Source organism: Kitasatospora sp. NPDC004745, from assembly GCF_042873275.1.
Lineage (GTDB): Bacteria > Actinomycetota > Actinomycetes > Streptomycetales > Streptomycetaceae > Kitasatospora.
In genome coordinates this window covers 120,342-143,624 of sequence record NZ_JBIALK010000019.1, presented here as the reverse complement: position 1 = coordinate 143,624, position 23,283 = coordinate 120,342, and the positions used below count along the sequence as shown (strand labels likewise).

Sequence of the window (23,283 nt, the reverse complement as noted above, 5' to 3'; positions counted from 1 at the left end):
GGCGCCGGGCGGGCCCTAGCGGATCGCGGCCGGGGCGCCCAGGCAGAGCCCGACGGTGGTGGCCACCAGAAGGTCGAGGGCGCGCAGGGTGTCCTGGTCGGGCTGCTCGCCGGGAGCGCGCAGGGCCAGGTAGCGGTCGGTCAGGCCGTCGAAGCCGGTGAGGAAGTGGACGGCGATCTCCCGGGCGGGCATCGCCAGGTCGAGGCCGTGCGCCTCGGCGAGTGCGGTGAGCATCTCCGCCGCGGTGCCCTCGATCCCGTGCTGGAGCGCCCGCATGATCTCCTGCAGGTCCGGGTCGCGCATCGCCAGTGCGGCGAACTCGCTCAGCAGCACGCAGCGCCCGTCCTCGCCGGTCGAGCTCTCCCAGAGTGCGTGGACCAGCGTCCCGACCTGCTCGCCGAAGGTGCCGTCGCCCGGGTAGGCGGCGCGGACGTGGCCGATGAACTCCGCGGTCAGCTGCTCGACCACGGCCCGGTAGAGGTCCTTCTTGGTGCCGAAGGTGTAGTGCACCGTGGCCTGGGCCACGCCCAGCTCGGCCGCGATCGCCCGGGTGCTGCCGGCGGCGACGCCCTCCCGGGTCATCAGGTCGAGGGCGGCCTGGACCAGTTGCGGGCGGCGTTCGGAGGCGGGGACGTGAGCCATCCAGCCAGGGTAGCGCCATGGTCGGTCAACCGCGTCGAATGATTCTGTCGATCGATCCTGTCGGTCAACTTGGTCACCCGACAAACTTGCGCGTACGGTGGGACGCGACCGTCCAGGCGCCCGCCTGCCCGACGACCTGACCGAGGGGTCACCCATGGCCACGTACCTGTACCGACTGGGCCGCCACTGCTTCCGGCGGAGACGGGCCGTGCTGGCCGTCTGGATCGCCGTGCTGATCGCGATCGGCGGGGCCGCGGGAGCGTTCGCCGGGAAGACCAGCGACGAGTTCAAGGTGCCGGGCACCGAGGCGCAGACCACCCTGGACCGGATCAAGGACACCTTCCCGGAGCAGGGCCACGGCTCCGCCCAGGTGGTCTTCGCCGCCCCCGCCCCCGGCGGCGCCACCGCACCCGGGACCGGCCGGGCCGTCAGCGAGGCGGTCGGCCGGATCGCCGCCGTCCCGGGCGTCGCCGCCGTGCCCGACCCGTACGCCACCGGCGCCGTCTCGCCGGACGGCCGGGTCGTGATCGCCCTGGTCTCCTTCGACCACAAGCTCGCCGACGTCACCGACCAGCAGCGCGAGGCCGTCCGGGCCGCCGCCGAACCGGCCCGCTCGGCCGGGCTGGACGTCGCCTTCGGCGGCGACGCCTACAACCGGATGGCCCAGGTCGACGGCGGCGAGGCGGTCGGCCTGGCCGTCGCCGGGGTCGTCCTGGTGGTCACCCTCGGCTCGCTGGTCGCCGCCGGTCTGCCGCTGCTGACCGCGCTGGTCGGGGTCGGCGTCGCGATGGCCGGGATCATGGCGCTGTCCGGCTCCTTCGAGATCATCACCACCGCCCCGGTGCTGGCCCTGATGGTCGGCCTCGCCGTCGGCATCGACTACGCGCTGTTCATCCTCTCCCGCCACCGCCGCCACCTCGACGAGGGGCTGGAGCCCGAGGAGGCCGCCGCCCGGGCCACCGCCACCGCGGGTAGCGCGGTCGTCTTCGCCGGTCTGACCGTGGTCGTCGCGCTCGCCGGACTCGCCGTCGCCGGCGTCCCGTTCCTCACCGTGATGGGCCTGGCCGCCTCCGGCGCCGTCGTGGTGGCCGTCCTGGTCGCGATCACCCTGCTGCCCGCGCTGCTCGGCTTCGCCGGCCGCGCCATCGACCGGCTCCCGGTGTGGCGGCGGGCGCCGCGCACCGGTGGCCGCACCACCCTGGGCGAGCGCTGGGCCCGCTTCGTGGTCCGTCGCCCGCTGGCCGTGCTGCTCGTCGGCCTGGCGGGCCTGGGCGCCCTCGCGGTGCCCGCCGCGAGCCTCAGCCTGGGACTGCCGGGCGGTGGCTCGATGGCGGCCGGCACCGACGCGCGCAAGGCCTACGACCTGGTCGGCGGCAGTTTCGGGCCGGGCTTCAACGCCCCGCTGGTGGTCGTGGTGGACGCCCACGGCACCCCGCAGCCGCAGCAGGCGGTCCAGGGCGTCGCGGCGAAGCTGCAGACCCTCCCGGGCGTCCAGACGCTGCTGCCCCCGTCCGCGGACGGCACCGGCCGCACCGCGCTGCTGACCGTCATCCCGCGGACCGGCCCGGACCACGCCGACACCAGGGCCCTGGTCAACGAGATCCGCGACCAGCGCGCTCCGCTGCGGGCCGCGACCGGCGCGGACATCGCCGTCACCGGCACGACCGCCGCCAACATCGACGTCTCCACCAAGCTCGGCCAGGCCCTGCCGCCGTTCCTCGCGGTGATCGTCGGGATCGCGGTGGTGCTGCTGGCCCTGGCGTTCCGCTCGGTGCTCGTTCCGCTGAAGGCGGTGGCCGGCTTCCTGCTCAGCGTCACGGCCTCGCTCGGCGCGGTCGTCGCGGTCTACCAGTGGGGCTGGCTGGACGGCCTGATCGACGTGCCGAAGGTCGGGCCGGTGGTGAGCTTCGTGCCGATCCTGCTGATCGGCGTGCTGTTCGGGCTGGCGATGGACTACGAGCTGTTCCTGGTCTCCGGGATGAAGGAGCAGTACGTCCACGGCAAGGCGCCGCGCGAGGCCGTGGTGGCCGGGGTGCGGGGCGGCGCCCGGGTGGTCACGGCCGCCGCGCTGATCATGGTGTCGGTGTTCGGCTCGTTCGTCTTCGGCCACGACCCGATCGTCCAGCCGATCGGCTTCGCCCTCGCGGTGGGCGTGCTGGTGGACGCGTTCGTGGTGCGGATGGCGCTGGTGCCGGCCGCGATGGCGCTGTTCGGCCGGGCCGCCTGGTGGTTCCCGAAGCGGCTGGAGCGGGTCGTGCCGCGGGTCGACATGGAGGGTGAGCAGCTGGTCGCGCAGCTGGAGCGGCGGCCCGCGGAGGAGCCGGTCCGGGTCTGAGCGGGCGCCGGCGGCTGGGCTTGCGCGGCGCTGTCGGAGGCCGGGCGGGTGCGCCGCTGTCGGAGGCCGGGTCCGAGTCGGCGCCGGGGCGCTCGGGCGGTCGCGGCCGCCCGGGCGCTCAGCCCTGTGGCAACCGCTGCTCGAACCAGACCACCTTGCCGGTGCCCAGCCGGGTGGCCCCCCAGCGGTCCGCGCACCTGGCCACGATCTGCAGCCCGCGGCCGCGCTCGTCGTCCGGCCCGGTCCGGCGCGGCCGCGGCAGCAGCGGGCTGTCGTCGCCGACCTCGCAGCGCAGCCGGGTGGTGCGCACCAGGCTCAGGGTCACCGGCCGGGTCGCGTGCTGGACGGCGTTGGTCACCAGCTCGCTGACCATCAGCTCGGTCGCCTCGCTGAGCGAGCCGAGCCCCCAGCGGCGCAGCGTGTGCGCGGCCAGCCGACGGGCCCGGCCGGGCGTCTCGTTGCGCGGCTGCAGGTACCAGTGGGCGACGTCCCCGGCCGGGATGCCGTCGAAGCAGGCGCCGAGCAGGGCGATGTCGTCGCCGCGGTCGCCCGGCGGGAGGATCCGCAGCGCCTCCTGGCAGAGCTGTTCGGGGGCCTGCCAGCGGGCGGCGGCGATCCGGGCGCGGAGCACCTCCAGGCCGTCGCTGATCGCCCGGCTGCGGGTCTCCACCAGGCCGTCGGTGAACAGCAGCAGGGCCGATCCGGGCGGTGCGGGCAGCTCGACGGAGTTGAAGTCCACGCCGCCGACCCCGATCGGCGCCCCGGAGTCCAGCTCCACCAACTCGGCCGTCCCGTCCGGTCGGACGAGCACCGGCGGGACGTGCCCGGCGTTGGCCAGCACCACCCGGTTGGCGATCGGGTCGTACACCGCGTACACGCAGGTCGCCAGGTGCTGCTCGCGGCCGAGCCGCTGGGCCTGCTCGTCCAGGTGGTAGAGCACCTCGTGCGGCGGCAGGTCGAGGGCGGCCAAGGTCTGTGCGCTGGTGCGCAGTTGGCCCATGATGGCGGCCGAGGTGAGTGAGTGGCCCATCACGTCGCCGACGATCAGGGCGACCCGGTTGCCGGGCAGCGGCACGGCGTCGTACCAGTCGCCGCCGACCTGCGCGCCGCGCTCGCCCGGCAGGTAGCGCTGGGCGATCCGGACACCGTGCGGCTGTGGCAGCCGCAACGGCAGCATGCTGCGCTGGAGCTCGTTGGCTATCTCCCACTCGCGGGCGTACCGCAGTGCGGTGTCCACGGCCAGCCCGGCCTGGGTCGCGAGGTGCGCGGCGGTCGCGGTGTCGGCGGCGTCGAAGCCCGGCCGGCCGGTGCGTTCAGGGGGCCGGCGGATCAGCACCAGCAGGCCGAGGACGGCCTTGCGGCCGCGCAGCGGCAGCGCCAGCACCGAGGTGCCGGGTGCCAGCCGGGCCGGCCCGCGGGTGCCGTACAGCTCGCGCAACAGCGTCGCGGTGCGCTCGGCGCCGGGGCTGCCGAGCACCGCGGGCTCGGCGGGACGCCTGCTGAGCAGGGTGTGCGCGAGCACTCCGCCGCGGGTCACCGGGGTGGCCGGGCCGGTGTCGGCGGTCGAGCGGAAGCCGTAGCGGGACCGGTTCCGCTCGTCGACGCCGCCGGGCCGCCCGCGCCGTCCGATCCGGGTGCCGGTGCTGTGGTGGATCCGCAGTTCGTCCGGGAAGCCCGGTTCGCGCTCGACGTTGGGCAGCGGGTCGCGCAGGTGGATCACGGCGGCGTCGGCCAGCGTGGGGACCAGCACCCGGCCGATGTTGCGCAGCGTCGCGGACAGGTCGAGCGCGCTGTTGATCCGGCGGGTCGCCGAGTCGAGGTAGCCGAGGCGGTCCGCCACGTCGTCGCGGGCCGGCCCGGCGGCGGCCGGTGGGAGGGCGCCGGGCGCGGCCGGCTCGGCGCCCCGCGGGTGCGGGAGGGCAGGCGACTGTCCGGCCTCTGGTTTGAGCTGGTCGCGCACGGCTGCCTGTCCTGGACTCGAGGGGTGCTGTGAGGTGTGGTGCTGGCTGGCTTTCCTGGTCCCGCGGTCGATCAGCCGACGCGTCGACAGCACAGGAACAGCTGTTCCTCCGGCGGCAGCGTGGTACTGGCCGGCGCGTACGGGTGCCCCGAGCACTCCTCGACGGAGAAGCCCGCCGCGACCAGAACCCGCTCCAGATCCTCCCTCAGATACCCACTGATCCGCAGCTCTCTGCCAAGGAACGGAAGCGGAACGTGATCCAGGTCGGCCTCGACCATGCCGAGCGCCAGCAGGCCGCCCGGCCGCAGGAGTTCGCGCAGCCGCCCGAGCACCGTCGGGATCTCGTCCTGGGGCAGCAGGATCAGCGAGAAGAACGCGGTGACGGCGGCGAACCCGCCCCGGCCCGAGGGCCCCAGCCCGGGGGCGCCCCAGACCCGCTCGGCGCGCTCGGTGGCCAGATCGAAGAGGTCGATGCGATGGAACACCGGCGGGTGCTCGCCGGGGTATCGGGCCTCCGCGGCCAGGGTGAGCATCACGTCCGAGAGGTCCACCCCGGTGACCCGCAGGCCGCCGGCGGTGAGCTGGCGGACCGTCGGCTCACCCGTCCCGCAGCCGACGTCCAGGACCGGGGCGCCCGGTTCGAGCTCGGCCAGCAGCCGCTGCCCGCAGGCCAGCTGGCCGTCCTTCGCCGGGAAGGCGTCGCCGTACCCGGCTCCGATGGTGTCGAAGGCGACCGCCTGGAGGGCCCGCGCGGCCCGGCGCCGCCGCAGGTCGGGATCGTCGTCACCCGCGTCCTCGTCGACGGGGAACGCGTCGGATATCTGTCCGGTCGTCACGATTGAGAGGCACCCTTCCACCCGTGGCCTCCGGGCGGCTGCACGCGGCCGCACGGGTCCGGGCCGCCGTCCGCCCCGGCGCCCGCCCTGCCTCGCCGGCCCACACGGTGTCGGCAGACACTCGTGTGTGTACTGGCATCCGAGAATATGCGCGATCACCGTGCCATGGGGTCCCTTTCCGGCCAACTCGTCATGCTTGGGCCGGTGTGGACGGGCTTGCGGAAGCACGACGGTGCGGGCCAGGGTGGTGCGGACCGGCGCCGCACGCCGCATGGCGCGCCGTGGTGAGGCCGCTGACCTGCGATGCCGCCGATCCGCAGGCTGACAATCGGACGTTTATCGAACGTCAATCGCCCCGGTGCAGAGTGGAGTCCAGCGCCGGGGAAGCGTTGAGGGCGCTCCCGCAGCCGGGGGGCTGCGGGAGCGCCGACGCGCGGATCGGGGGAGGAACTCCGCTGGGGGGCGGAGGCCTACGGCGCGGGGGGAGGGGAAGGGAGGGGCTCGGTGTGCTGTCGTTCGATGAGGGCCGCCACGGGGGAGGCCTCAGGCACACCGAGCCGCGTGAAGATCGCGTGCGCCTCCTGCAGACACGCCAGCCCGCGCGCGGGCTGCGCGAGCGCCAGCAGCGCCTCGCCGAGCGCGGCGTTCGCCAGGCCCTGGCAGTAGGCGGAATCCATCTCCCGGCCGATCGCGAGTGACTCCTCGGCCGCCTCGGCCGCCTCCGCGTGCTGACGTGCGGAGAGGAGGGCGGAGGAGAGCCGGGCCAGCGTGTACCCCTCCCAGAGGACGTTCTGCTGGGACCGGTACAGCTGGTGGGCCTCGCGCAGGTGCGGTACGGCGTCACCGGCGGTGAGCACCACCCCGAGCTGGTAGAGGGTGTGGGCGAGGCAGGGGCCGTTCTCGGACTTCCGGGCTGCGGCGACGCCGTCGGTCGCGGACTGGATCGCCGTCTCCGTCATGCCCAGCCGGTTCTGCACCCGGGCGATGTTGCTGATCAGTCTGGCCTCGCCGATCGCCGTGCCGACGATCCGGCTGATGGCGAGGGCCTGTTCGAGGAACGGCAGGGCCTCGGCCGTGCGGTTGCCGACGCTGAGGATCCACCCGAGCGTGTTGGCCGTGGCCAGGCGGAGGACGGTCGCGTCGTCCGGGGCCTGGAAGCCGAGGCTCCGGAGGAGGGACTGCTCGGCGCCGTGGAAGTCGCTGGTCACCGACTGCAGCGTGCCGAGCGCGAAGTGCACCCGGGCGAGCGCGGCCGCGTCGTCGCGCAGCTCCGAGTCGCCGCCCGTGATCTCCAGGATCCGCCGGACCCGGGGGCCGTGCGTCGGGTCAGGGCCGAGTCCGTAGAGGAGGATCAGCAGGTCGATCGCCGACCGCTGCAGGGCGACGGGCCCGTTGGCGGCGGCTTCGATGGCGCTGAGCAGCAGGGCGCCCTCCGTACGGAGCCAGTCCTGTGCGGACGCGCCGGTCGGGAGGCTGAGCCCCGGTGAGACGAGGGTGGTGAGCAGTTCCGGCAGCGGGTCGTCCGGCTCGATGGCCTGGGCGGCGTTGTGGACGGTCGGGATCAGCAGGTCGAGGAGCCGGAGGACGGCCTGCTCCTGGTCCCCGGAGTCCCCGATCCGCTCGTTCTGCCGCTGGGCGTAGAGCCGGAGGAGGTCGTGGTACCGGTAGCGGCCGGGCGTGAAGCACTCCAGCATGTTGGCTTCGACCAGTGCTTCGGTGAGGTCCTCGGCGGTGTCCTCGTCCACGCCGAGCAACGCCGCGGCTGCCGCGAGGGGTATGTCGGGCGCGTCGATCAGGGAGAGCAGCCGAAAGGCCCGGGCCTCGGGAACGGAGAGCTGTCCGTACCCGAGCCCGATCGTGGTCTCCACGGCGAGGTTGCCGAGTTGCAGTTCGTCCAGGCGCCTGCGCTGGTCGGCTAACCGCCGAGCCAGGTCGGAAACGCTCCACCGGGGGCGACTGGCCAACCGTGCTGCGGCGATCCGGACCGCGAGCGGAAGGAACCCGCAGGCGGTGACGACCGCCATGGCCGCCTCCGGTTCGGCGGCCACCCGTTGTTCCCCGACGATGGCGGAGAACAGCGACAGTGCCTCTTCAGGAGTCAGCTCCTCGACGTCGAACAGCTGCGCCCCGGGGATCCCGGCCAGCCGGGACCTGCTGGTGGCGAGCACCGCACAGCCGGAGACGCCGGGGATGAGGGGCCGGATCTGCTCGGCGTCCCGCGCGTTGTCCAGCAGGATGAGCATGCGTCGGCCGGCGAGCTGCGACCGGTAGAGGGCGGCTCGTTGTTCGAGTGAGTCGGGGTTCTCGGTGACCCCGAGCGCGTGGAGGAAGTCGCCCAGGACGACGACGGGGTCGGCCGGGGAGGCGCCGGCTCCGCGCAGGTCGACGTACAGCTGCCCGTCCGGGAAGTCGGACCTGACGCGGTGGGCGACGTGGACGGCGAGCGTGGTCTTCCCGACTCCGCCGATTCCTGCCAGGGAGGTCACCAGCACCGCCTGGCCGGTGGCGTTCATCAGGACGGTGGAGAGGTCGGACACCAGATCGGTCCGCCCGCTGAAGTCCGAGACATCGGCGGGGAGTTGCGCCGGTGCCGGTGGTCCGGCCGGGCTCTCCTCGCGGGCCGCCCCGTCGGCCGTCGAGACCGGGAGTGCCAGCGCGGGATCGGCGGCGAGGATGCGCGCGTGCATGGCCGACAGGCCGGCGCCGGGTTCCACGCCCAGCTCGTCGATGAGCAGCTTCCGCGTGTCGGTGTAGACGCCCAGGGCCTCGGCCTGCCGCCCGCAGCGGTACAGCGCCAGCATGAGCAGTTCACGGAGTCGCTCGCGCAGGGGGTGTTCGGCGGTCAGGCCGTTGAGCTCGCCGACGATCTCGGCGTGCAGCCCGATGTCGAGGGCGGCGGCGCACAGGTCCTCGGACGCGGCGACCTGACGTTCGGCCAGTCGCAGCCGCTGGCTCTCGGCGTAGGGTCCCGGGATGCCCGTGAGCGGGCGGCCGCTGAACAGGCCGAGGGCCTGGACCAGCAGGCGGTGGGCCTCGGGCTTGTTGCCGGCGGCCCGGGCGGACGTCGCCTCGGCGGAGAGCCGTTCGAAGACCGTCAGATCGACTGCTTCGCCGGGGATCCGCAGGGCGTATCCGTCCGCGACCGAGACCAGGAGCTCGGCGGGCGCCCGTACTTCGCGGCGCGGCTCGATGACGGCCCGCAGCCGGGAGACGTAGGTGCGGAGCGCGGCCACGGCCTGTGCCGGCGGGCGGTCGCCCCAGAGCGCGTCGACGAGGTCCTGCGTGGTGACCGGGCGCCCGGCGTGGAGGAGGAGCGTGCTCAGAACGGCTTGTTGTTGCGGGGAGCCGAGGGAGACGGGCTTGTCGTCGAGCCAGGCCTGGACCGGGCCGAGGACCTGGAAGCGCAGCGCAGGTGCCGGCGGCGTCTCCCGAAACTCCATGAAGTCCCCCGATGGCCTGTGGTGTTGATTCCGCGAAGGGCGCTCGGCGGTCCGCCGCGATGGTTCAGCCTAGGCGGACGCCCGACTCTGCCGGATGGCACTGCAAGCCGCACGATGTTTATCGGACATTTAATCAACCCTACGATACTGTCCGCGCGCCCGCGCCAAGCAGGTCGGGCTGAACACATTTGATGACCGAAAGGCGGCCGCCCAATGGCCAACAACCAGAGCGAGACCTCGGAGCCGTCGACGCCCGACAACGCGGCGCGGACCTCGGCCCCGGAGGCTGCTGTGGAGGCGGGCAAGGCTGTCGAGGGCGCGGTGACCGCCTCCTCGAACCCGACCGGATACACCGAGCCCACTCCCGAGCAGAAGGCGGCCCTCGAGGGCGAACTGTTCGGCGACGAGGCCGAGCACGTGGTGGAGCCCGCCGAGCCGACGACGGGCGAGCCGGGCAAGAAGTACGAGCCGGAGAGCATCATCTCCAGCCACCCGTAAGCACCCGCAGAACCGTCTGCCCCGGTATCCTCGGCCAGCCGCAATCCGACTGGGACGGCGCCCCCGCTTTGCTTGCCGCGAAGGTGGGGGCGCCGGTCGTTATGCCGGGGAATGGGGGATTGGGCGCTGCGGTACGGTCGATTCCGGCACCTGGCGCCCGGCCGGTGACCAGCGCCTCCCGTGTCGTGCCGGGGGGTGGGCGGGGCGTTCCGGAATTTCGGATTCACCGGGGATTGCCAGGTCCGAAATGCTTGGTTTGAGCGGATTCCGGAGCAATTCCAGCGAATCGTGATCTCAGGCGCAGGCGCGGAGCCGAGCGCTGTCGGAGAGGTCCGGCGCGCGGCCCGGCGGCCGTCTCGCGGGGTCGGGGTCGGGGTCGTCGGTGGCGGGTGGGCTCGTGGGGGCGGGGGAGAGGTGGCCCGGTTCGGCGGTCCACTCGCAGCCGCCGGTCTCGGGGCGCAGGTAGTGCTCTCCGCCGAGGGTGTCCATGTAGATGCCGGTGCGTCCGGTCCTCCGGTCGAGGACGAGTTCACCCACGTGCGGCCGGTAGGCCGCGGCGTCGCGTTGACGGGTGCTCACCGCACTGCTCCCTTGCTCTGGTGCGGGTGCGGCACCGGGTGGGGCCGCCCCCTGGTCGCTGTCCGTGCGTGTGTGGTGCTGCTCGGCGACTACCCAGCATCTCTAGAGAAGCTAATATCTCTAGAGATGTCAACGGTCGTATCTCCTTACCGGCGGCCGTGGGCGCGCCTAGGATTTGTCCGAGGGAGAGGGAGCGGCGATGACCGGCAGCAGTGGCGACAAGCAGCCCAAGTACCAGCGGATCGCCGACTCGCTGAAGGCGGCCATCGGCACCGGCCGCTACCGGGCCGGGGACCGGCTCCCGGGCGAGAACGACCTCATGGACGAGTACGGCGTCGCCCGGATGACGGCCCGCCAGGCACTGGGCGTGCTGCAGAGCGAGGGCATCGCCGAGGCGCGCCGGGGTGCCGGGGTCTTCGTGCGGGACTTCCGGCCGCTGCGGCGGCGCGGGATCCAGCGGCTGGCGCAGGGGCAGTGGGGGTCGGGCCGGTCGATATGGTCGGCCGACATCGACAACCGGTCGCTGGTGGTCGACCAGGTGTCGGTCACCGAACTGGGCGCGCCCGAGCACGTGGCGGGGGTGCTGGGGGTGGACCCCGGCGCGCCGATGTGCGTGCGGCACCGCCGCTTCGTCCTGGACGGCAAGCCGGTGCTGCTGTCCACCTCCTACCTGCCGGCCGGGCTGGTCGCCGGCACGGCCATCACCCGCGAGGACACCGGCCCGGGCGGCACCTACGCGCGCCTGGCCGAGATAGGCGCCAAGCCCGTCCACTTCCGGGAGGAGGTCCGCTCCCGGATGCCCAGCGGCGAGGAGGGCGCCCGGCTGGAGCTCTCCGCCGGGACCCCGGTCATCCTGATCTGCCGGACCGCCTTCGCCGACGAGGGCCAGGTCGTCGAGCTCAACGAGATGATCCTCGACGCGGCCTCCTACGTCCTGGAGTACGACTTCGACGCCTGAGCGGCCCCGGCCCGGCCCAACTCGCCGGCCCGCACGCGTCCGACGCCCCGGCCCGCACCGGCCCGCACCGCACCGGCCCGCACCGCACCGGCCCGCACCGGCTCGCCCCCCGGAACGCCGCCGCCCCGGGCGCGTGGTGCGGCCGGGGCGGCGGTGGGGCGGGGCGGGGGCTACTCCTTGGAGCGGACCCGCAGGTTGGTGATCAGCGGCCCCTCGGTGGTCTCCCGGAAGAAGTCGTTGCCCTTGTCGTCGACGACGATGAAGGCCGGGAAGTCCTCGACCTCGATGCGCCAGACGGCCTCCATGCCGAGCTCGGCGTACTCCAGGACCTCGACCTTCTTGATGCAGTCCTGGGCGAGGCGGGCGGCCGGGCCGCCGATGGAGCCGAGGTAGAAGCCGCCGTGCTGGGCGCAGGCGTCGGTGACCTGCTTGCTGCGGTTGCCCTTGGCGAGCATCACCATGGAGCCGCCGGCGGCCTGGAACTGGTCGACGTAGGAGTCCATCCGGCCGGCCGTGGTGGGGCCGAAGGAGCCGGAGGCGTAGCCCTCGGGGGTCTTGGCCGGGCCCGCGTAGTAGACCGGGTGGTCCTGGAGGTACTTCGGCATGCCCTCGCCGGCGTCCAGGCGCTCCTTGATCTTGGCGTGCGCGATGTCGCGGGCGACGACCAGGGTGCCGGTGAGCGAGAGCCGGGTCTTGACCGGGTACTTGGACAGCTCGCCGCGGATCGCCGACATCGGCTGGTCGAGGTCGATGCGCACGACGTCGTCGTCGAGGTGCTCGTCGGTGGTGTCCGGCAGGTACTTGGCCGGGTCGGTCTCCAGCTGCTCCAGGAAGACGCCCTCGGCGGTGATCTTGCCGAGTGCCTGGCGGTCGGCGGAGCAGGAGACGGCCATGGCCACCGGCAGCGAGGCGCCGTGGCGCGGCAGGCGGACGACGCGCACGTCGTGGCAGAAGTACTTGCCGCCGAACTGGGCGCCGATGCCGATCTTCTGGGTCAGCTCGGTGACCTTGGCCTCCAGTTCCAGGTCGCGGAAGCCGTGCCCGGTCCTGGCGTCGCCCTCGGTCGGCAGGTTGTCCAGGTAGTGCGCGGAGGCGTACTTGGCGGTCTTGAGCGCGAACTCGGCGCTGGTGCCGCCGATCACGATGGCCAGGTGGTACGGCGGGCAGGCCGCGGTGCCGAGGGAGCGGATCTTCTGCTCCAGGAACGAGAGCATGCTCGCCTCGTTCAGGATGGCCTTGGTCTCCTGGTACAGGTACGACTTGTTGGCGGAGCCGCCGCCCTTGGCCATGAAGAGGAACTTGTACGCGTCGCCGTCGGTGGCGTACAGCTCGATCTGGGCCGGCAGGTTGTTGCCGGTGTTCTTCTCGTCCCACATGGTCACCGGGGCCATCTGGGAGTAGCGCAGGTTGAGCTTGGTGTACGCGTCGAAGACGCCCCGCGCGATGGCGGACTCGTCGCCGCCCTCGGTGAGCACGTTCTGGCCGCGCTTGCCCATGACGATGGCGGTGCCGGTGTCCTGGCACATCGGGAGGATGCCGCCGGCCGAGATGTTGACGTTCTTCAGCAGGTCGAGCGCGACGAAGCGGTCGTTGGGGCTGGCCTCCGGGTCGTCCAGGATGCGGCGCAGCTGGGCGAGGTGGGCGGGGCGCAGGTAGTGCGAGATGTCGTGCATCGCCTCGGCGGTGAGCAGCCGCAGCGCCTCGGGCTCGACCTGGAGGAAGGTGCGACCGCCGGCCTCGAAGGTGGAGACACCCTCGGAGGTGAGCTTGCGGTACGGGGTCGGGTCAGCGCCCAGGGGGAGCAGGTCGCTGTACTCGAAGTCTGGCGTGGGAGCCATGGGGGCGGTCCTTAGGTTTCCAGTGATCCGGCTGCGTCGGCGAAGCACCATCCAGGGTAGGACCCGGCCTTGCGTCGCATGCGGACAGGGCAGCCTGCGTGACGGGGCTCACTCGGTCAGGAGTGCGAGCGACTAGGCTTGCGCCGTGGACAACTCGCCGCCGCAGGACGATCCGGGGCAGCCGCCGGTGCCGGCGCCCGTGCCGATGACCAAGCCCGAGACCCGACCGGAGCCGCAGCCGGACCGCGCGCCGGCCCCGCGGCCCCAGCCGCAGGCCCAACCCCAGCCGCAATCCCAGCCCCAGGCGCTGCACGCGCCCGTCGCGCAGGCGGACCTGCGGGTGTCCGACGCCGACCGCGAGCGGATCGCGGAGCTCCTGCGGGACGCCTACGCGGAGGGTCGGCTGGACGCGGAGGAGCACGCGGAGCGGATCGGGGCCGCGTACGCCGCCAAGACCTTCGGCGACCTGGTGCCGCTCACCCGGGACCTCCCCGGCCACCGGCCGCTGTCCTTCGAGAAGCCCCCGCTGGAGGCCCCGGCACCGCGCCCGGTGGCCCCCGCGCTGCCGCCCGCGCGCCAGGAGTCGCCGTCGATGGTGGCGGTCTTCGGCGGAGCCTCCCGCAAGGGTCGCTGGCGGGTGGGTTCGCACCTGAGGGCCTTCGCGGCCTTCGGCGGCGTGGAGATCGACCTGACGGACGCGGTGTTCGAGTCGCCCGAGGTGGAGATCGAGGTGACCGCGCTGTTCGGCGGCGTCGAGATCCGGGTCCCGGAGAACGTGAGCCTGCATGGCAGCGGTGTCGGCATCTTCGGCGGGTTCGACGTCCGGGAGCAGACGGCGGCGGATCCGTACGCGCCGGTGGTGCGGGTCAAGGGCGTTGCGATCTTCGGTGGTTGCGAGGCCAAGCCGCGGCGCGGCAAGAAGCTCAAGGAGTGGGTGCGCAAGCAACTCGGCACGGAATAGCCGGGGTTGTCCCACTCGGCGCCCGACCGGAAATCAACTCCCGGTCGGGCGCTCGGCGTTGCTCCGGGTGCGCTGTGTAGTCGATTGCGTGCAGTGTGCATGAATCGCGTCCGGCGGGGTAGTTCCTTCCGCACATCGCTTCTTGTACGGCTGCACACCGGAGGCGGCCCAGCGGCCGGTTCGGGGGTTGGACAGCGGGGGCTCGCAGCCGGGCAGGGGAGCGAGCTTCCCCGTGTCCGAGAGTCTCGTCAGGAGTACGGCCGTGCTGCATCCGATCGAGTCCCGCACCACCTCGCCCGTCGCCGCCGCGCAGCTGCTGGAGCGACCTCCGGTGGCCAGGCGGCAGCCGCAGCCCCCGGGCGGGCCGGGTTCCCAGGGCCTTGCCGCGGGGTCCCCCGGCGGGCCCGGCCCGGCCGGCGGTCCGGGGTCGGGCGAGGACAACCCGTGGCACACCGGGGCGGCCTGCCGGCGGGACGAGGCCGGGCTGTTCTTCGCGCCCTCGAAGGAGCCGACGGCGGCGCGGCTGTCGCGCGAGGAGCAGGCGAAGCAGGTGTGCGCCCGCTGTCCGGTGCTGCTGGAGTGCCGTGAGCACGCGCTCGCCCAGCCGGAGCCGTACGGCGTCTGGGGCGGGCTGACGGCGGCCGAGCGGCGGGTGGTGCTGGCCCGGCGGCGGCGCCGGGACGCCGAACTGCGGGAGGCCTCGCGGGTGGCGGCGGGGCAGCGGCGGATAGCCGGCTGACGGCGCGGGCCGGGCCCCGGGGCGGGCATCGCGGCCGGACGCGCCGCGGCCCCGGCGGAGGGGGATTCCGCCGGGGCCGCGGTCGCGGTCGTCCGGGTCTCAGTTGGCGCGGTCGAAGTCGATCGCGCTGTAGGCCCGCAGCTTCGACAGCTTGTGGACGGAGTTGATCTCGCGGATCGTGCCGCTCTTGGAGCGCATCACCAGCGAGCTGGTGGTGGCGGTCTCCGAGCGGTAGTGCACGCCGCGCAGCAGCTCGCCGTCGGTGATGCCGGTGGCGACGAAGAACACGTTCTCGCCGCTGACCAGGTCGTTGGTGGTGAGCACCCGGTCCAGGTCGTGGCCGGCGTCGAGGGCCTTCTGCCGCTCGGCGTCGTCCTTGGGCCACAGCCGGCCCTGGATCACGCCGCCCATGCACTTCATGGCGCAGGCCGCGATGATGCCCTCGGGGGTGCCGCCGATGCCCATCAGCAGGTCGACGCCGGTGCCCTCGCGGGCGGCCATGATGGCGCCGGCGACGTCGCCGTCGGAGATGAACTTGATCCGGGCGCCCGCCTCGCGGATCTCCCGGACCAGGCCGTCGTGGCGGGGGCGGTCGAGGACGACGACCGTGACGTCCTCGACGGCGCTGCCCTTGGCCTTGGCGACCCGGCGGATGTTGACGGCCGGCGGGGCGGTGATGTCGACGAACTCGGCGGCCTCGGGGCCGGCCACCAGCTTGTCCATGTAGAACACGGCGCTGGGGTCGAACATGGTGCCGCGGTCGGCGACGGCCAGGACGGCGACGGCGTTGTTCATGCCCTTGGCGGTCAGCGTCGTGCCGTCGACCGGGTCGACCGCGACGTCGCACTCGGCGCCGGTGCCGTCGCCGACCCGCTCGCCGTTGTAGAGCATCGGGGCTTCGTCCTTCTCGCCCTCGCCGATGACGACGACGCCGTTCATCGAGACGGTCGAGACCAGGGTGCGCATCGCCTTGACTGCGGCGCCGTCGGCGCCGTTCTTGTCGCCACGGCCGACCCACCGGCCGGCGGCCATCGCGGCCGCCTCGGTGACCCGGACGAGTTCGAGCGCGAGGTTCCGGTCGGGAGCCTCCGGCGCGACCTCAAGGGCGCTGGGAAGGTGGTGCGGGTACTGCGTGGTCATCGTCGTTACCTCTCTGTACGCGACGGCCAGTGAGCGCCCGACTACTGCCTGGTCGAACGCCGTGGTGAGGGTCCTGCGATCGTATCTGCCCACGAGATGACTGTCTGTGGCGCGGGTCGCCCCCCGGGTGCGGAGGGTGGCGGTTCGTCCCGCTTCACCCGTTCGTGGGCACCCCGGGTGGCCGGGGCGGTGTGTGGATGAGTCACCATGTGGGGGTGGCTGGAGAGAGCAAGGGCATGAGGGGCCGGCAGACCGTGCGGGACATGGTCCTGTCGATGCTGGCCGTCGGCGTCGTGGTCTGGGTGGGGTACCTGTTCCTGCCGCACGACGCGGACGGCGACCCGGTGCACGTGGTCGAGTACAAGGTGGCGGCGGCCTCCGCGAAGCGCGGTGCGCCCTACCGACTGCTCTCGCCCGAGGGCCTCCCCGACCAGTGGCGGGCCACCTCGGTCGGCTACCAGCCGGCCGCGAACGGCAAGGGCCAGGGCAACGCCTGGCACCTGGGCTTCGTCACGCCGTCCGGCCAGTACGCGGCGGTCGAGCAGAGCGACGTCCCGCGCGACGCGCTGGTCGGCGAGAAGGCCGCGGGCGCCAAGCCGGACGGCACCTCGGAGGTGGCCGGGCGGACCTGGGAGCGCCTGCAGGGCGAGAAGTCCCGCGCGCTGGTCGTGCAGTCCGACGGCGCGACCACGGTGCTCACCGGCACCGCCTCCTACGAGGAGCTGGCCGAGCTGGCGCAGGCGCTCAAGTAGCCGCGGGGCCCCGCGGCCGGCCCGGAGGGGCCGGGTGCGCCCCGGCGGGCGCCCTCGCAGGCCCCCGTGCGACCCCCGGCGCCCCCGTGCGCACACGGAAGGGCCCGCACCGGACGAACCGGTGCGGGCCCTCGTGCGTGCGGCGGATCAGACCGTGGTGACGACCTGGTCGTACGCGAGGCGCGGCGAACGGGCGAACCAGGCGTCGTCGCCCGGCTTGCCGATGTTGACCACGGCCAGCACCGAGTGCTCGCCGTCGCCGAAGAACTCCTTGTTGATGCCCTCGGCGTCGAAGCCGGTCATCGGGCCCGCGGCCAGGCCGGCGGCGCGCACGCCGATGATGAAGTAGGCGGCCTGCAGGGCGCCGTTCAGGGTGGCGGACTGCTCGCGGACGCTGCGCTCCGAGAAGAACACGTCCTTGGCCTGCGGGAAGTGCGGGAGCTGGGTCGGCAGCTCCTCGTGGAACTCGTTGTCCACGGCCAGGATGGCGACCAGCGGGGCGGCGGCGGTCTTGGCCTTGTTGCCGTCCGCGAGGTGCTGGACGAGGCGCTCGCGGCCCTCGGCCGAGCGGACCAGGACCACGCGCAGCGGCTGCTGGTTGAAGGCGGTCGGGCCGAACTTGACCAGGTCGTAGATGGCCTGGACCTGCTCCTCGGAGACCGGCTCGTCGGTGAAGGTGTTCGCGGTGCGGGCCTCGCGGAACAGCAGGTCCTGAGCGGCGGCGTCGAGTACCAGGGCTTCGGTGGTCATGCTTGTCTGCACCTCATGCGGGAGGGGTTCGTCGGAGTGTCCGGCCGGAGCCGGTCACATCATCCCAACATGGGTGAACGTTCAACGATTCCCCGGGGCGGTGTGAGCCGCGTCACTCCCCGGCCGCGGGCCCGCCCTCCTCGGCGGCCAGCGCGGCGTCCAGCCTGGCCCGGGCGCCGTCCAGCCAGCGCTGGCAGACCTTCGCCAGCTGCTCGCCGCGCTCCCACAGGGCCAGCGACTCCTCCAGCGACGTCCCGCCGTTCTCCAGCTGCCGGACGACGTCCAGCAGCGCGTCCCGGGCGTGCTCGTAGCCCAGCGCGTCGTCCGGGGTCGGCGCCGCCGCGGCCTGCTGCTCCTGCTGATCTGCCATGCGTGCCAGCGTAGGGGCTGGCGCCGACAGAACGGCCGCCACCGGACGAACCGGAGGCCGCGGGCCGGGCCGACCGGCTCAGTCCTCGTCGGCGGGCGCCTCCACGCGAACCCCGAAGGAGCCGGCCGCCACCCGGGCGTGCAGCCCCTCGCCGGCCGCGACCTGCCCCGGGTCGGTCACCACCGTGCCGTCCGCCCGCTGCAGCACCGCGTAGCCGCGCTCCAGGGTGGCCGCCGGGGAGAGCGCCACCACCCGGGCGAGGGTGTGCCCGAGGTCGCTCTGCGCGTGGTCCAGCCGGTGGCGCAGGGTGCGCCGAGCCCGTTCCAGCAGTGCCTCGACCTCCTGGCCGCGCCCGTCCAGCATCCGCTGCGGGGCGGCCAGCGCCGGGCGGCTGCGCAGGCCGTCCAGCCCGTGCTGCTCGCGGTCGACCCGGCCGAGGACGTGTCGGCGGGCCCGGTCCCGCAGCTGGCGGACCTTGGCCAGTTCCTCGCCGACGTCCGGAACCACCCGTTTGGCGGCATCGGTCGGGGTCGAGGCCCGCAGGTCGGCGACGAAGTCCAGCAGCGGCTGGTCCGGCTCGTGCCCGATCGCGCTGACCACCGGCGTCCGGGCGGCCGCGACCAGCCGCACCAGCCCCTCGTCCGAGAACGGCAGCAGGTCCTCGACGCTGCCGCCGCCGCGCGCCACGATGATCACGTCCACGTCGGGGTGCTCGTCCAGCTCCCGGACGGCCGCGCTCACCCGCTCCACCGCGCTGACCCCCTGCACCGGGACGTTGCGCACCTCGAAGCGGACCGCCGGCCAGCGCCGCCGGGCGTTCTCCAGCACGTCCCGCTCGGCCGCGGAGCCGCGCCCGGTCACCAGGCCGACGCACTGCGGCAGGAACGGCAGCGGCCGCTTGCGCCCGGCCTCGAACAGGCCCTCCCCGGCGAGCCTGCGCTTCAGCTGCTCCAGCCGGGCCAGCAGCTCGCCCAGCCCCACCGGCCGGATCTCCGAGGCCCGCAGGGACAGCTGCCCGCGTGCCGCGTACCACTCCGGCTTGGCGTGCACGACGACCCGCGCGCCCTCCTGCACGACCTCCGCGACCTGGTCGAACACCGAACGGAAGCAGGTCACGGTGAGCGAGACGTCCGCCTGCGGGTCGCGCAGGGTCAGGAACACCACGCCCGCCCCTGGCCGGCGGCTCAGCTGGGTGATCTGCCCCTCCACCCACACCGCCCCGAGCCGGTCGATCCAGCCGCCGATCAGCGCGGAGACCTTGCCGACCGGGAGCGGGGCTTCGGGGGAGCTGGTGTTGGCCATGCGTACGAGGCTAGCGGTCCCGTCGGACAGGCCCAGGGCCCGACGGCCGGTGCCGGGGCGGCCGGGCGGGGCGGGCTCAGCGGTGGCCGCCGACCGGCCCGCCCGACCCGGTGGAGCCCTGCACGCCCAGCACCACCAGCCCGGCCGCCAGCCAGATCAGTGCGGCGAGCTGCGCGGTCGCCGAGGCCTCGTAGACCACCGCGCAGATCACCGCGATCCCCAGCCCGGGGGCGACCAGGTGCCGCAGCCGGTCGCGCGAGCCGTGCCGCACCGTGTACCAGCCGATCACCGAGGCGTGCAGCAGCGCGAAGGCGGTCAGCGCGCCCACGTTGACCACCGACGTCAGCTGGTCCAGCCCGTCGTCCCGGTTCGCCGCCCAGACCGCCGCGACCATGGTGATCACCGCGGCCGTCAGCAGCGCCCGGCGCGGGACGCCGCTGGCGGGGTCGACCGGGCCGAGGGCGCGCGGCAGCCGGCCGTCCCGGGCCATCGCGTAGACCAGCCGCCCGGCGGCCGCCTGCCCGGCCAGGGCCGCGAAGGCCGCGCCGACGGCCTTGCCGGCCGCCACCAGGACGTGCAGCCAGTGCCCGACGCCGCTCTCCACCGTGTCGTAGAAGGCCGAGCCCTGTGCCGCCGGGTCGGCGGCCAGCTGCTGCGGGGTCGTCGGCTCCAGGAGCGCCGCCAGGTAGGTCTGCGCGGCGAACAGCACTCCGGCCAGGACCAGGCACCAGAGCACCGCCCTGGCGACGGCCGCTGAGGCGCCGACCGCCTCCTCGACGAAGGTCGCGATCGCGTCGAAGCCCAGGTAGGACAGCACTGCGACGGACACCGCGGAGAGCACGGCGGCGAGCGAGAAGCCGCCGACGGCCGTGAACGGGGTGTCCCAGCCCCGCCGGGGGCCGTCCTGGACCAGCGCCACCACGGCCGCGGCGACGAACACGGCCAGCACCGCCAGCTCCATCGCGAGCACCGCGAAGCCGACCACCGCCGCCGTCCGCACCCCGACCAGGTTGAGCGCGGTGGTCACCAGCACCGCGAGCGCCGTCCAGACCCACCGGGAGACCCCGGGCACCAGCGAGTGCAGGGCGATGCCGGAGAACAGGTAGGCGACCGCCGGGATCAGCAGGTAGTCGAGCATCGCCATCCAGCCGGCGATGAACCCCGGCCCCTCGCCCAGCCCGGCCCGCGCGTAGGCGAACACCGAGCCGGTCTGCGGCACCGCGCGCACCATCTGGGCGTACGAGAAGGCGGTCAGGCCCATCGCCACCGTCGCCACCAGGTAGACCGCGGCGACGGCCCCGTGGCTCCTGGCGTCGAGCACGCCGAACACGCCGACCGGGGCCATCGGGGCGATGAACAGCAGGCCGTAGACCACCAGGTCGCGGACGCCGAGGCTGCGCCGCAGGGCGCCCGGCGGCGCCTGATCGCTCGTGGAGCTCATAGACACCACATTTGAGCACCGACGACCGGGTCCGTCCGGAAGGCGCCTCACGTCGGCGCGGCTCGCCGCCGCCCGTACGATGGACCCATGTCCAACACCGCGCAGCGCCGTGTCCTGCTCGCCGCCCCCCGGGGCTACTGCGCGGGTGTCGACCGCGCCGTGATCGCCGTTGAGAAGGCCCTGGAGCAGTACGGGGCGCCCATCTACGTCCGCAAGCAGATCGTCCACAACAAGTACGTGGTGCAGACCCTGGAGAAGAAGGGCGCCGTCTTCGTCGACGAGACGGAGGAGGTGCCCGAGGGCTCGATCGTCGTCTTCTCCGCGCACGGCGTCGCCCCGTCCGTCCACGACGAGGCGAAGGCCGGCAAGCTCGCCACCATCGACGCCACCTGCCCACTGGTCACCAAGGTGCACAAGGAGGCCGTGCGCTTCGCCGACGAGGGCTTCGACATCCTGCTGGTCGGCCACGAGGGCCACGAGGAGGTCGTCGGGACGATGGGCGAGGCGCCGGACCGCATCCACCTGGTGGACGGCGCCGAGGACGTCGCCAACGTCCGGGTCCGGGACGAGTCCAAGGTCGTCTGGCTGTCCCAGACCACGCTGTCCGTGGACGAGACCATGGCCACCGTCGGCGAGCTGAAGAAGCGCTTCCCGGCGCTGGTCAGCCCGCCCAGCGACGACATCTGCTACGCCACCCAGAACCGCCAGGTCGCGGTGAAGCAGATGGCGCCCGACACCGACCTGCTGATCGTGGTCGGCTCCAGGAACTCCTCCAACTCCGTCCGCCTCGTCGAGGTCGGCCTGGAGTACGGCGCCCGCGCCGCCCACCTGGTGGACTTCGCCGAGGAGATCCAGGAGGCCTGGCTGGAGGGCGTCACCACGGTCGGTCTGACCAGCGGCGCCTCGGTGCCGGAGATCCTCGTCGAGGGCGTCCTGGAGTGGCTGGCCGCGCGCGGTTACGACACCGTCGAGACGGTCAAGACCGCCGAGGAGCACCTCACCTTCTCGCTGCCCAAGGAGCTGCGCCGCGACCTGCGGTCCGAGGCCGCCGGCAAGCTGTAGTCCGCCTCCGCACGGAGCCCGGCACCCCGAGGGGGGCCGGGCTCCGTCGCGTCCCGGACCCGTCCCTTCGCTGTGCGCGGCCGAACCCGCTCTCGTAACTTTGTGCACAGGCTGTGGACAAGCGGGTCCGCCGCCACGGGCGGAGGGTGGTCGTGATGACGGCGGTATTCGGCGTGGACATCGGCGGTTCGGGCATCAAGGGCGCCCCGGTGGACCTCGGCCGCGGCGCACTGGCCCAGGAGCGGCACAAGGTGCTCACCCCGCAGCCGTCCGCACCCGAGGCCGTGGTCGCCGCCGTCCGCGAGGTGGTCCGCCACTTCGACCACCAGGGCCCGGTCGGGCTGACCTTCCCCGGCGTGGTGGTCGGCGGCCGGACCAGGACCGCCGCCAACGTGGACAAGGGCTGGATCGGCCTGGACGCCGAGGGCCTCTTCCGCGAGGCGCTGGACCTGCCGGCGACGGTGCTCAACGACGCCGACGCGGCCGGTATCGCCGAGACGGCCCACGGCGCCGGCCACGACCAGTCGGGCGTGGTGCTGGTCCTCACCTTCGGCACCGGCATCGGCAGCGCGCTCTTCGTGGACGGCGCGCTGGTGCCCAACACCGAGCTGGGCCACCTGGAACTGCGCGGCAAGGACGCCGAGCGCCGGGCCTCCTCGGCCGCCAAGGAGCGGCACGGACTGAACTGGGAGCAGTGGGCCGGGCGCGTCGACGAGTACCTGGACCTGGTCGAGATGCTGTTCTCGCCGCAGCTGGTCGTGATCGGCGGCGGGGTGAGCCGCAAGCACGAGAAGTTCCTGCCGCTGCTGCGCCACCGGGAGGCCCGGGTGGTGCCCGCCGAGCTGCGCAACGACGCCGGCATCGTCGGCGCCGCCATGGCGGCGGCCCGGGCGGCGGGCTGAGCCCGGCCCGCGGCTGCCGCGGGCCGGGCTCAGCGGGAGCGGTGGATCCGGCGCTGGGCCACGAACCGGGCGAGCACGATCAGCGCGGCCAGCCCGGTGCCGGAGAACAGCCAGCCGGCCCGCAGCGCCAGCCCGGTCGCCAGCGCCACCACCTGGGCGGTGACCCCGGAGGAGCCGACCGGCCCGAACGCCAGCAGCGCCAGGGCGAACGCGATCGGCCCGCTGATCGGCGCGGCCAGCAGGTCGGCGTAGCGCACCCGGACGGCCAGCTGGAAGCAGACCACCAGGTAGCCCAGGCCGAACAGCCAGCCGAGCCCGTCGAACAGCAGCCGGTCCAGGCCGGCCACCGCGAGCGTGGCCAGCACCGCGACCACGCCGGTGCCGACGGCCGTCAGCCGGGTCGGCCGTCCGGTCCTGCGGCGGCCGTACAGCCGGGGCGCGGAGCGCCCGCGCAGGGGCAGGCGCAACCGCGGCCCGGGCGCGGCCGGGCGGCCCGCGGCGGGCGCGCCGGCCACGGGGCGCAGCCGGGAGGCGGGGGCGCCGGGGGGTCCGGAGGTCTCGGGAGCCCGGCCTGGACCGGGGACGGCGGCCCCGGCCGCGCCGTTCGGCGGTCGGCGTCTGGGCCCTGGCGGCTGGGTACGGATGCTCTGCTCCACCCGCCCAACGTACGGTCCGATCATCGCCACACTGTGTAATGGACCGTTCAGGTCTTGTCCCGTGTCCCCGGACCGGGTACTGATGTGACCGTCGATCAGGGCCCCGACCCGTCCGGCCCCGC

Annotated in this window: 20 protein-coding genes; 8 read left to right on the top strand and 12 right to left on the bottom strand. The window is 73.7% G+C overall.

Features of this window, described 5'->3' with window-relative positions:
- Window positions 1–15: 15 nt before the first annotated feature.
- Window positions 16–642: a TetR/AcrR family transcriptional regulator gene (locus tag ACFYUY_RS27340; protein ID WP_360210888.1), complete on the bottom strand. Its 627-nt coding sequence runs from the start codon at window positions 640–642 to the stop codon at window positions 16–18.
- Between the two features lie 154 nt (window positions 643–796).
- On the opposite strand from ACFYUY_RS27340, the gene ACFYUY_RS27335 reads away from it, so the two are divergent.
- On the top strand, window positions 797–2,977 hold the full coding sequence (locus tag ACFYUY_RS27335) for an MMPL family transporter (protein ID WP_387904473.1): 2,181 nt from the start codon (window positions 797–799) through the stop codon (window positions 2,975–2,977).
- A gap of 118 nt (window positions 2,978–3,095) precedes the next feature.
- Here ACFYUY_RS27335 and ACFYUY_RS27330 read toward each other — a convergent pair whose 3' ends face one another.
- The 3 genes from ACFYUY_RS27330 to ACFYUY_RS27320 all read right to left on the bottom strand — a co-directional run bounded on the left by ACFYUY_RS27330 (window position 3,096) and on the right by ACFYUY_RS27320 (window position 9,213).
- Window positions 3,096–4,937 (bottom strand): SpoIIE family protein phosphatase, encoded by a 1,842-nt coding sequence (locus ACFYUY_RS27330; protein ID WP_387904471.1) that lies wholly within the window; start codon window positions 4,935–4,937, stop codon window positions 3,096–3,098.
- A gap of 71 nt (window positions 4,938–5,008) precedes the next feature.
- Window positions 5,009–5,707, bottom strand: a complete 699-nt coding sequence (locus ACFYUY_RS27325) for a class I SAM-dependent methyltransferase (protein WP_360210972.1) — start codon at window positions 5,705–5,707, stop codon at window positions 5,009–5,011.
- Between the two features lie 536 nt (window positions 5,708–6,243).
- A complete protein-coding gene (locus ACFYUY_RS27320; protein ID WP_387904468.1) occupies window positions 6,244–9,213 on the bottom strand; it encodes a BTAD domain-containing putative transcriptional regulator in 2,970 nt (989 codons plus the stop codon).
- A 213-nt stretch (window positions 9,214–9,426) separates the two neighbouring features.
- Here ACFYUY_RS27320 and ACFYUY_RS27315 point away from each other — a divergent pair, with 213 nt between their 5' ends.
- Complete coding sequence (locus ACFYUY_RS27315) at window positions 9,427–9,711, top strand: hypothetical protein (RefSeq protein WP_360210880.1); 285 nt, start codon at window positions 9,427–9,429, stop codon at window positions 9,709–9,711.
- A gap of 294 nt (window positions 9,712–10,005) precedes the next feature.
- On the opposite strand, the gene ACFYUY_RS27310 is transcribed toward ACFYUY_RS27315, so the two are convergent.
- Window positions 10,006–10,290 carry a hypothetical protein gene (locus ACFYUY_RS27310; RefSeq protein WP_387904466.1) on the bottom strand — a complete coding sequence of 95 codons (285 nt, stop codon included), beginning with the start codon at window positions 10,288–10,290 and terminating at the stop codon, window positions 10,006–10,008.
- Window positions 10,291–10,489: 199 nt separating this feature from the next.
- On the opposite strand from ACFYUY_RS27310, the gene ACFYUY_RS27305 reads away from it, so the two are divergent.
- A complete protein-coding gene (locus ACFYUY_RS27305; RefSeq protein WP_360210876.1) occupies window positions 10,490–11,248 on the top strand; it encodes a GntR family transcriptional regulator in 759 nt (252 codons plus the stop codon).
- Window positions 11,249–11,418: 170 nt separating this feature from the next.
- Here the strand turns inward: ACFYUY_RS27305 and ACFYUY_RS27300 are convergent, their stop codons facing one another.
- A complete protein-coding gene (locus ACFYUY_RS27300) occupies window positions 11,419–13,086 on the bottom strand; it encodes a fumarate hydratase (RefSeq protein ID WP_360210874.1) in 1,668 nt (555 codons plus the stop codon).
- A 145-nt stretch (window positions 13,087–13,231) separates the two neighbouring features.
- Between ACFYUY_RS27300 and ACFYUY_RS27295 the strand changes: the two genes are divergently transcribed.
- Window positions 13,232–14,047 carry a DUF1707 domain-containing protein gene (locus ACFYUY_RS27295; protein ID WP_360210872.1) on the top strand — a complete coding sequence of 272 codons (816 nt, stop codon included), beginning with the start codon at window positions 13,232–13,234 and terminating at the stop codon, window positions 14,045–14,047.
- A 331-nt stretch (window positions 14,048–14,378) separates the two neighbouring features.
- Complete coding sequence (locus ACFYUY_RS27290) at window positions 14,379–14,786, top strand: WhiB family transcriptional regulator (RefSeq protein WP_387904535.1); 408 nt, start codon at window positions 14,379–14,381, stop codon at window positions 14,784–14,786.
- A 99-nt stretch (window positions 14,787–14,885) separates the two neighbouring features.
- On the opposite strand, the gene glpX is transcribed toward ACFYUY_RS27290, so the two are convergent.
- Window positions 14,886–15,926: a class II fructose-bisphosphatase gene (gene glpX, locus ACFYUY_RS27285; protein WP_360210868.1), complete on the bottom strand. Its 1,041-nt coding sequence runs from the start codon at window positions 15,924–15,926 to the stop codon at window positions 14,886–14,888.
- 215 nt (window positions 15,927–16,141) lie between these two features.
- Here glpX and ACFYUY_RS27280 point away from each other — a divergent pair, with 215 nt between their 5' ends.
- The gene (locus tag ACFYUY_RS27280) at window positions 16,142–16,678 is read left to right on the top strand and encodes a DUF4245 domain-containing protein (RefSeq protein WP_360210866.1); all 537 of its coding nucleotides are present in this window, start codon (window positions 16,142–16,144) and stop codon (window positions 16,676–16,678) included.
- Between the two features lie 147 nt (window positions 16,679–16,825).
- On the opposite strand, the gene ACFYUY_RS27275 is transcribed toward ACFYUY_RS27280, so the two are convergent.
- From ACFYUY_RS27275 to ACFYUY_RS27260, 4 genes are all read right to left on the bottom strand, one after another.
- On the bottom strand, window positions 16,826–17,428 hold the full coding sequence (locus ACFYUY_RS27275) for a malonic semialdehyde reductase (protein ID WP_360210864.1): 603 nt from the start codon (window positions 17,426–17,428) through the stop codon (window positions 16,826–16,828).
- A 112-nt stretch (window positions 17,429–17,540) separates the two neighbouring features.
- The gene (locus tag ACFYUY_RS27270) at window positions 17,541–17,798 is read right to left on the bottom strand and encodes an exodeoxyribonuclease VII small subunit (protein ID WP_360210862.1); all 258 of its coding nucleotides are present in this window, start codon (window positions 17,796–17,798) and stop codon (window positions 17,541–17,543) included.
- A gap of 78 nt (window positions 17,799–17,876) precedes the next feature.
- Entirely contained in the window at window positions 17,877–19,100 is a 1,224-nt protein-coding gene (gene xseA / locus ACFYUY_RS27265) for an exodeoxyribonuclease VII large subunit (RefSeq protein ID WP_360210860.1), read from the bottom strand.
- 76 nt (window positions 19,101–19,176) lie between these two features.
- Window positions 19,177–20,541, bottom strand: coding sequence for an APC family permease (locus ACFYUY_RS27260; protein WP_360210858.1), 1,365 nt, complete (start codon window positions 20,539–20,541; stop codon window positions 19,177–19,179).
- An 87-nt stretch (window positions 20,542–20,628) separates the two neighbouring features.
- On the opposite strand from ACFYUY_RS27260, the gene ACFYUY_RS27255 reads away from it, so the two are divergent.
- Both ACFYUY_RS27255 and ppgK read left to right on the top strand, forming a co-directional pair.
- Window positions 20,629–21,603 carry a 4-hydroxy-3-methylbut-2-enyl diphosphate reductase gene (locus ACFYUY_RS27255; RefSeq protein WP_360210856.1) on the top strand — a complete coding sequence of 325 codons (975 nt, stop codon included), beginning with the start codon at window positions 20,629–20,631 and terminating at the stop codon, window positions 21,601–21,603.
- 155 nt (window positions 21,604–21,758) lie between these two features.
- Window positions 21,759–22,505 carry a polyphosphate--glucose phosphotransferase gene (gene ppgK / locus ACFYUY_RS27250; protein ID WP_360210854.1) on the top strand — a complete coding sequence of 249 codons (747 nt, stop codon included), beginning with the start codon at window positions 21,759–21,761 and terminating at the stop codon, window positions 22,503–22,505.
- Between the two features lie 29 nt (window positions 22,506–22,534).
- Here ppgK and ACFYUY_RS27245 read toward each other — a convergent pair whose 3' ends face one another.
- On the bottom strand, window positions 22,535–23,020 hold the full coding sequence (locus tag ACFYUY_RS27245) for a DUF6542 domain-containing protein (protein WP_360210852.1): 486 nt from the start codon (window positions 23,018–23,020) through the stop codon (window positions 22,535–22,537).
- Window positions 23,021–23,283 lie beyond the last annotated feature (263 nt).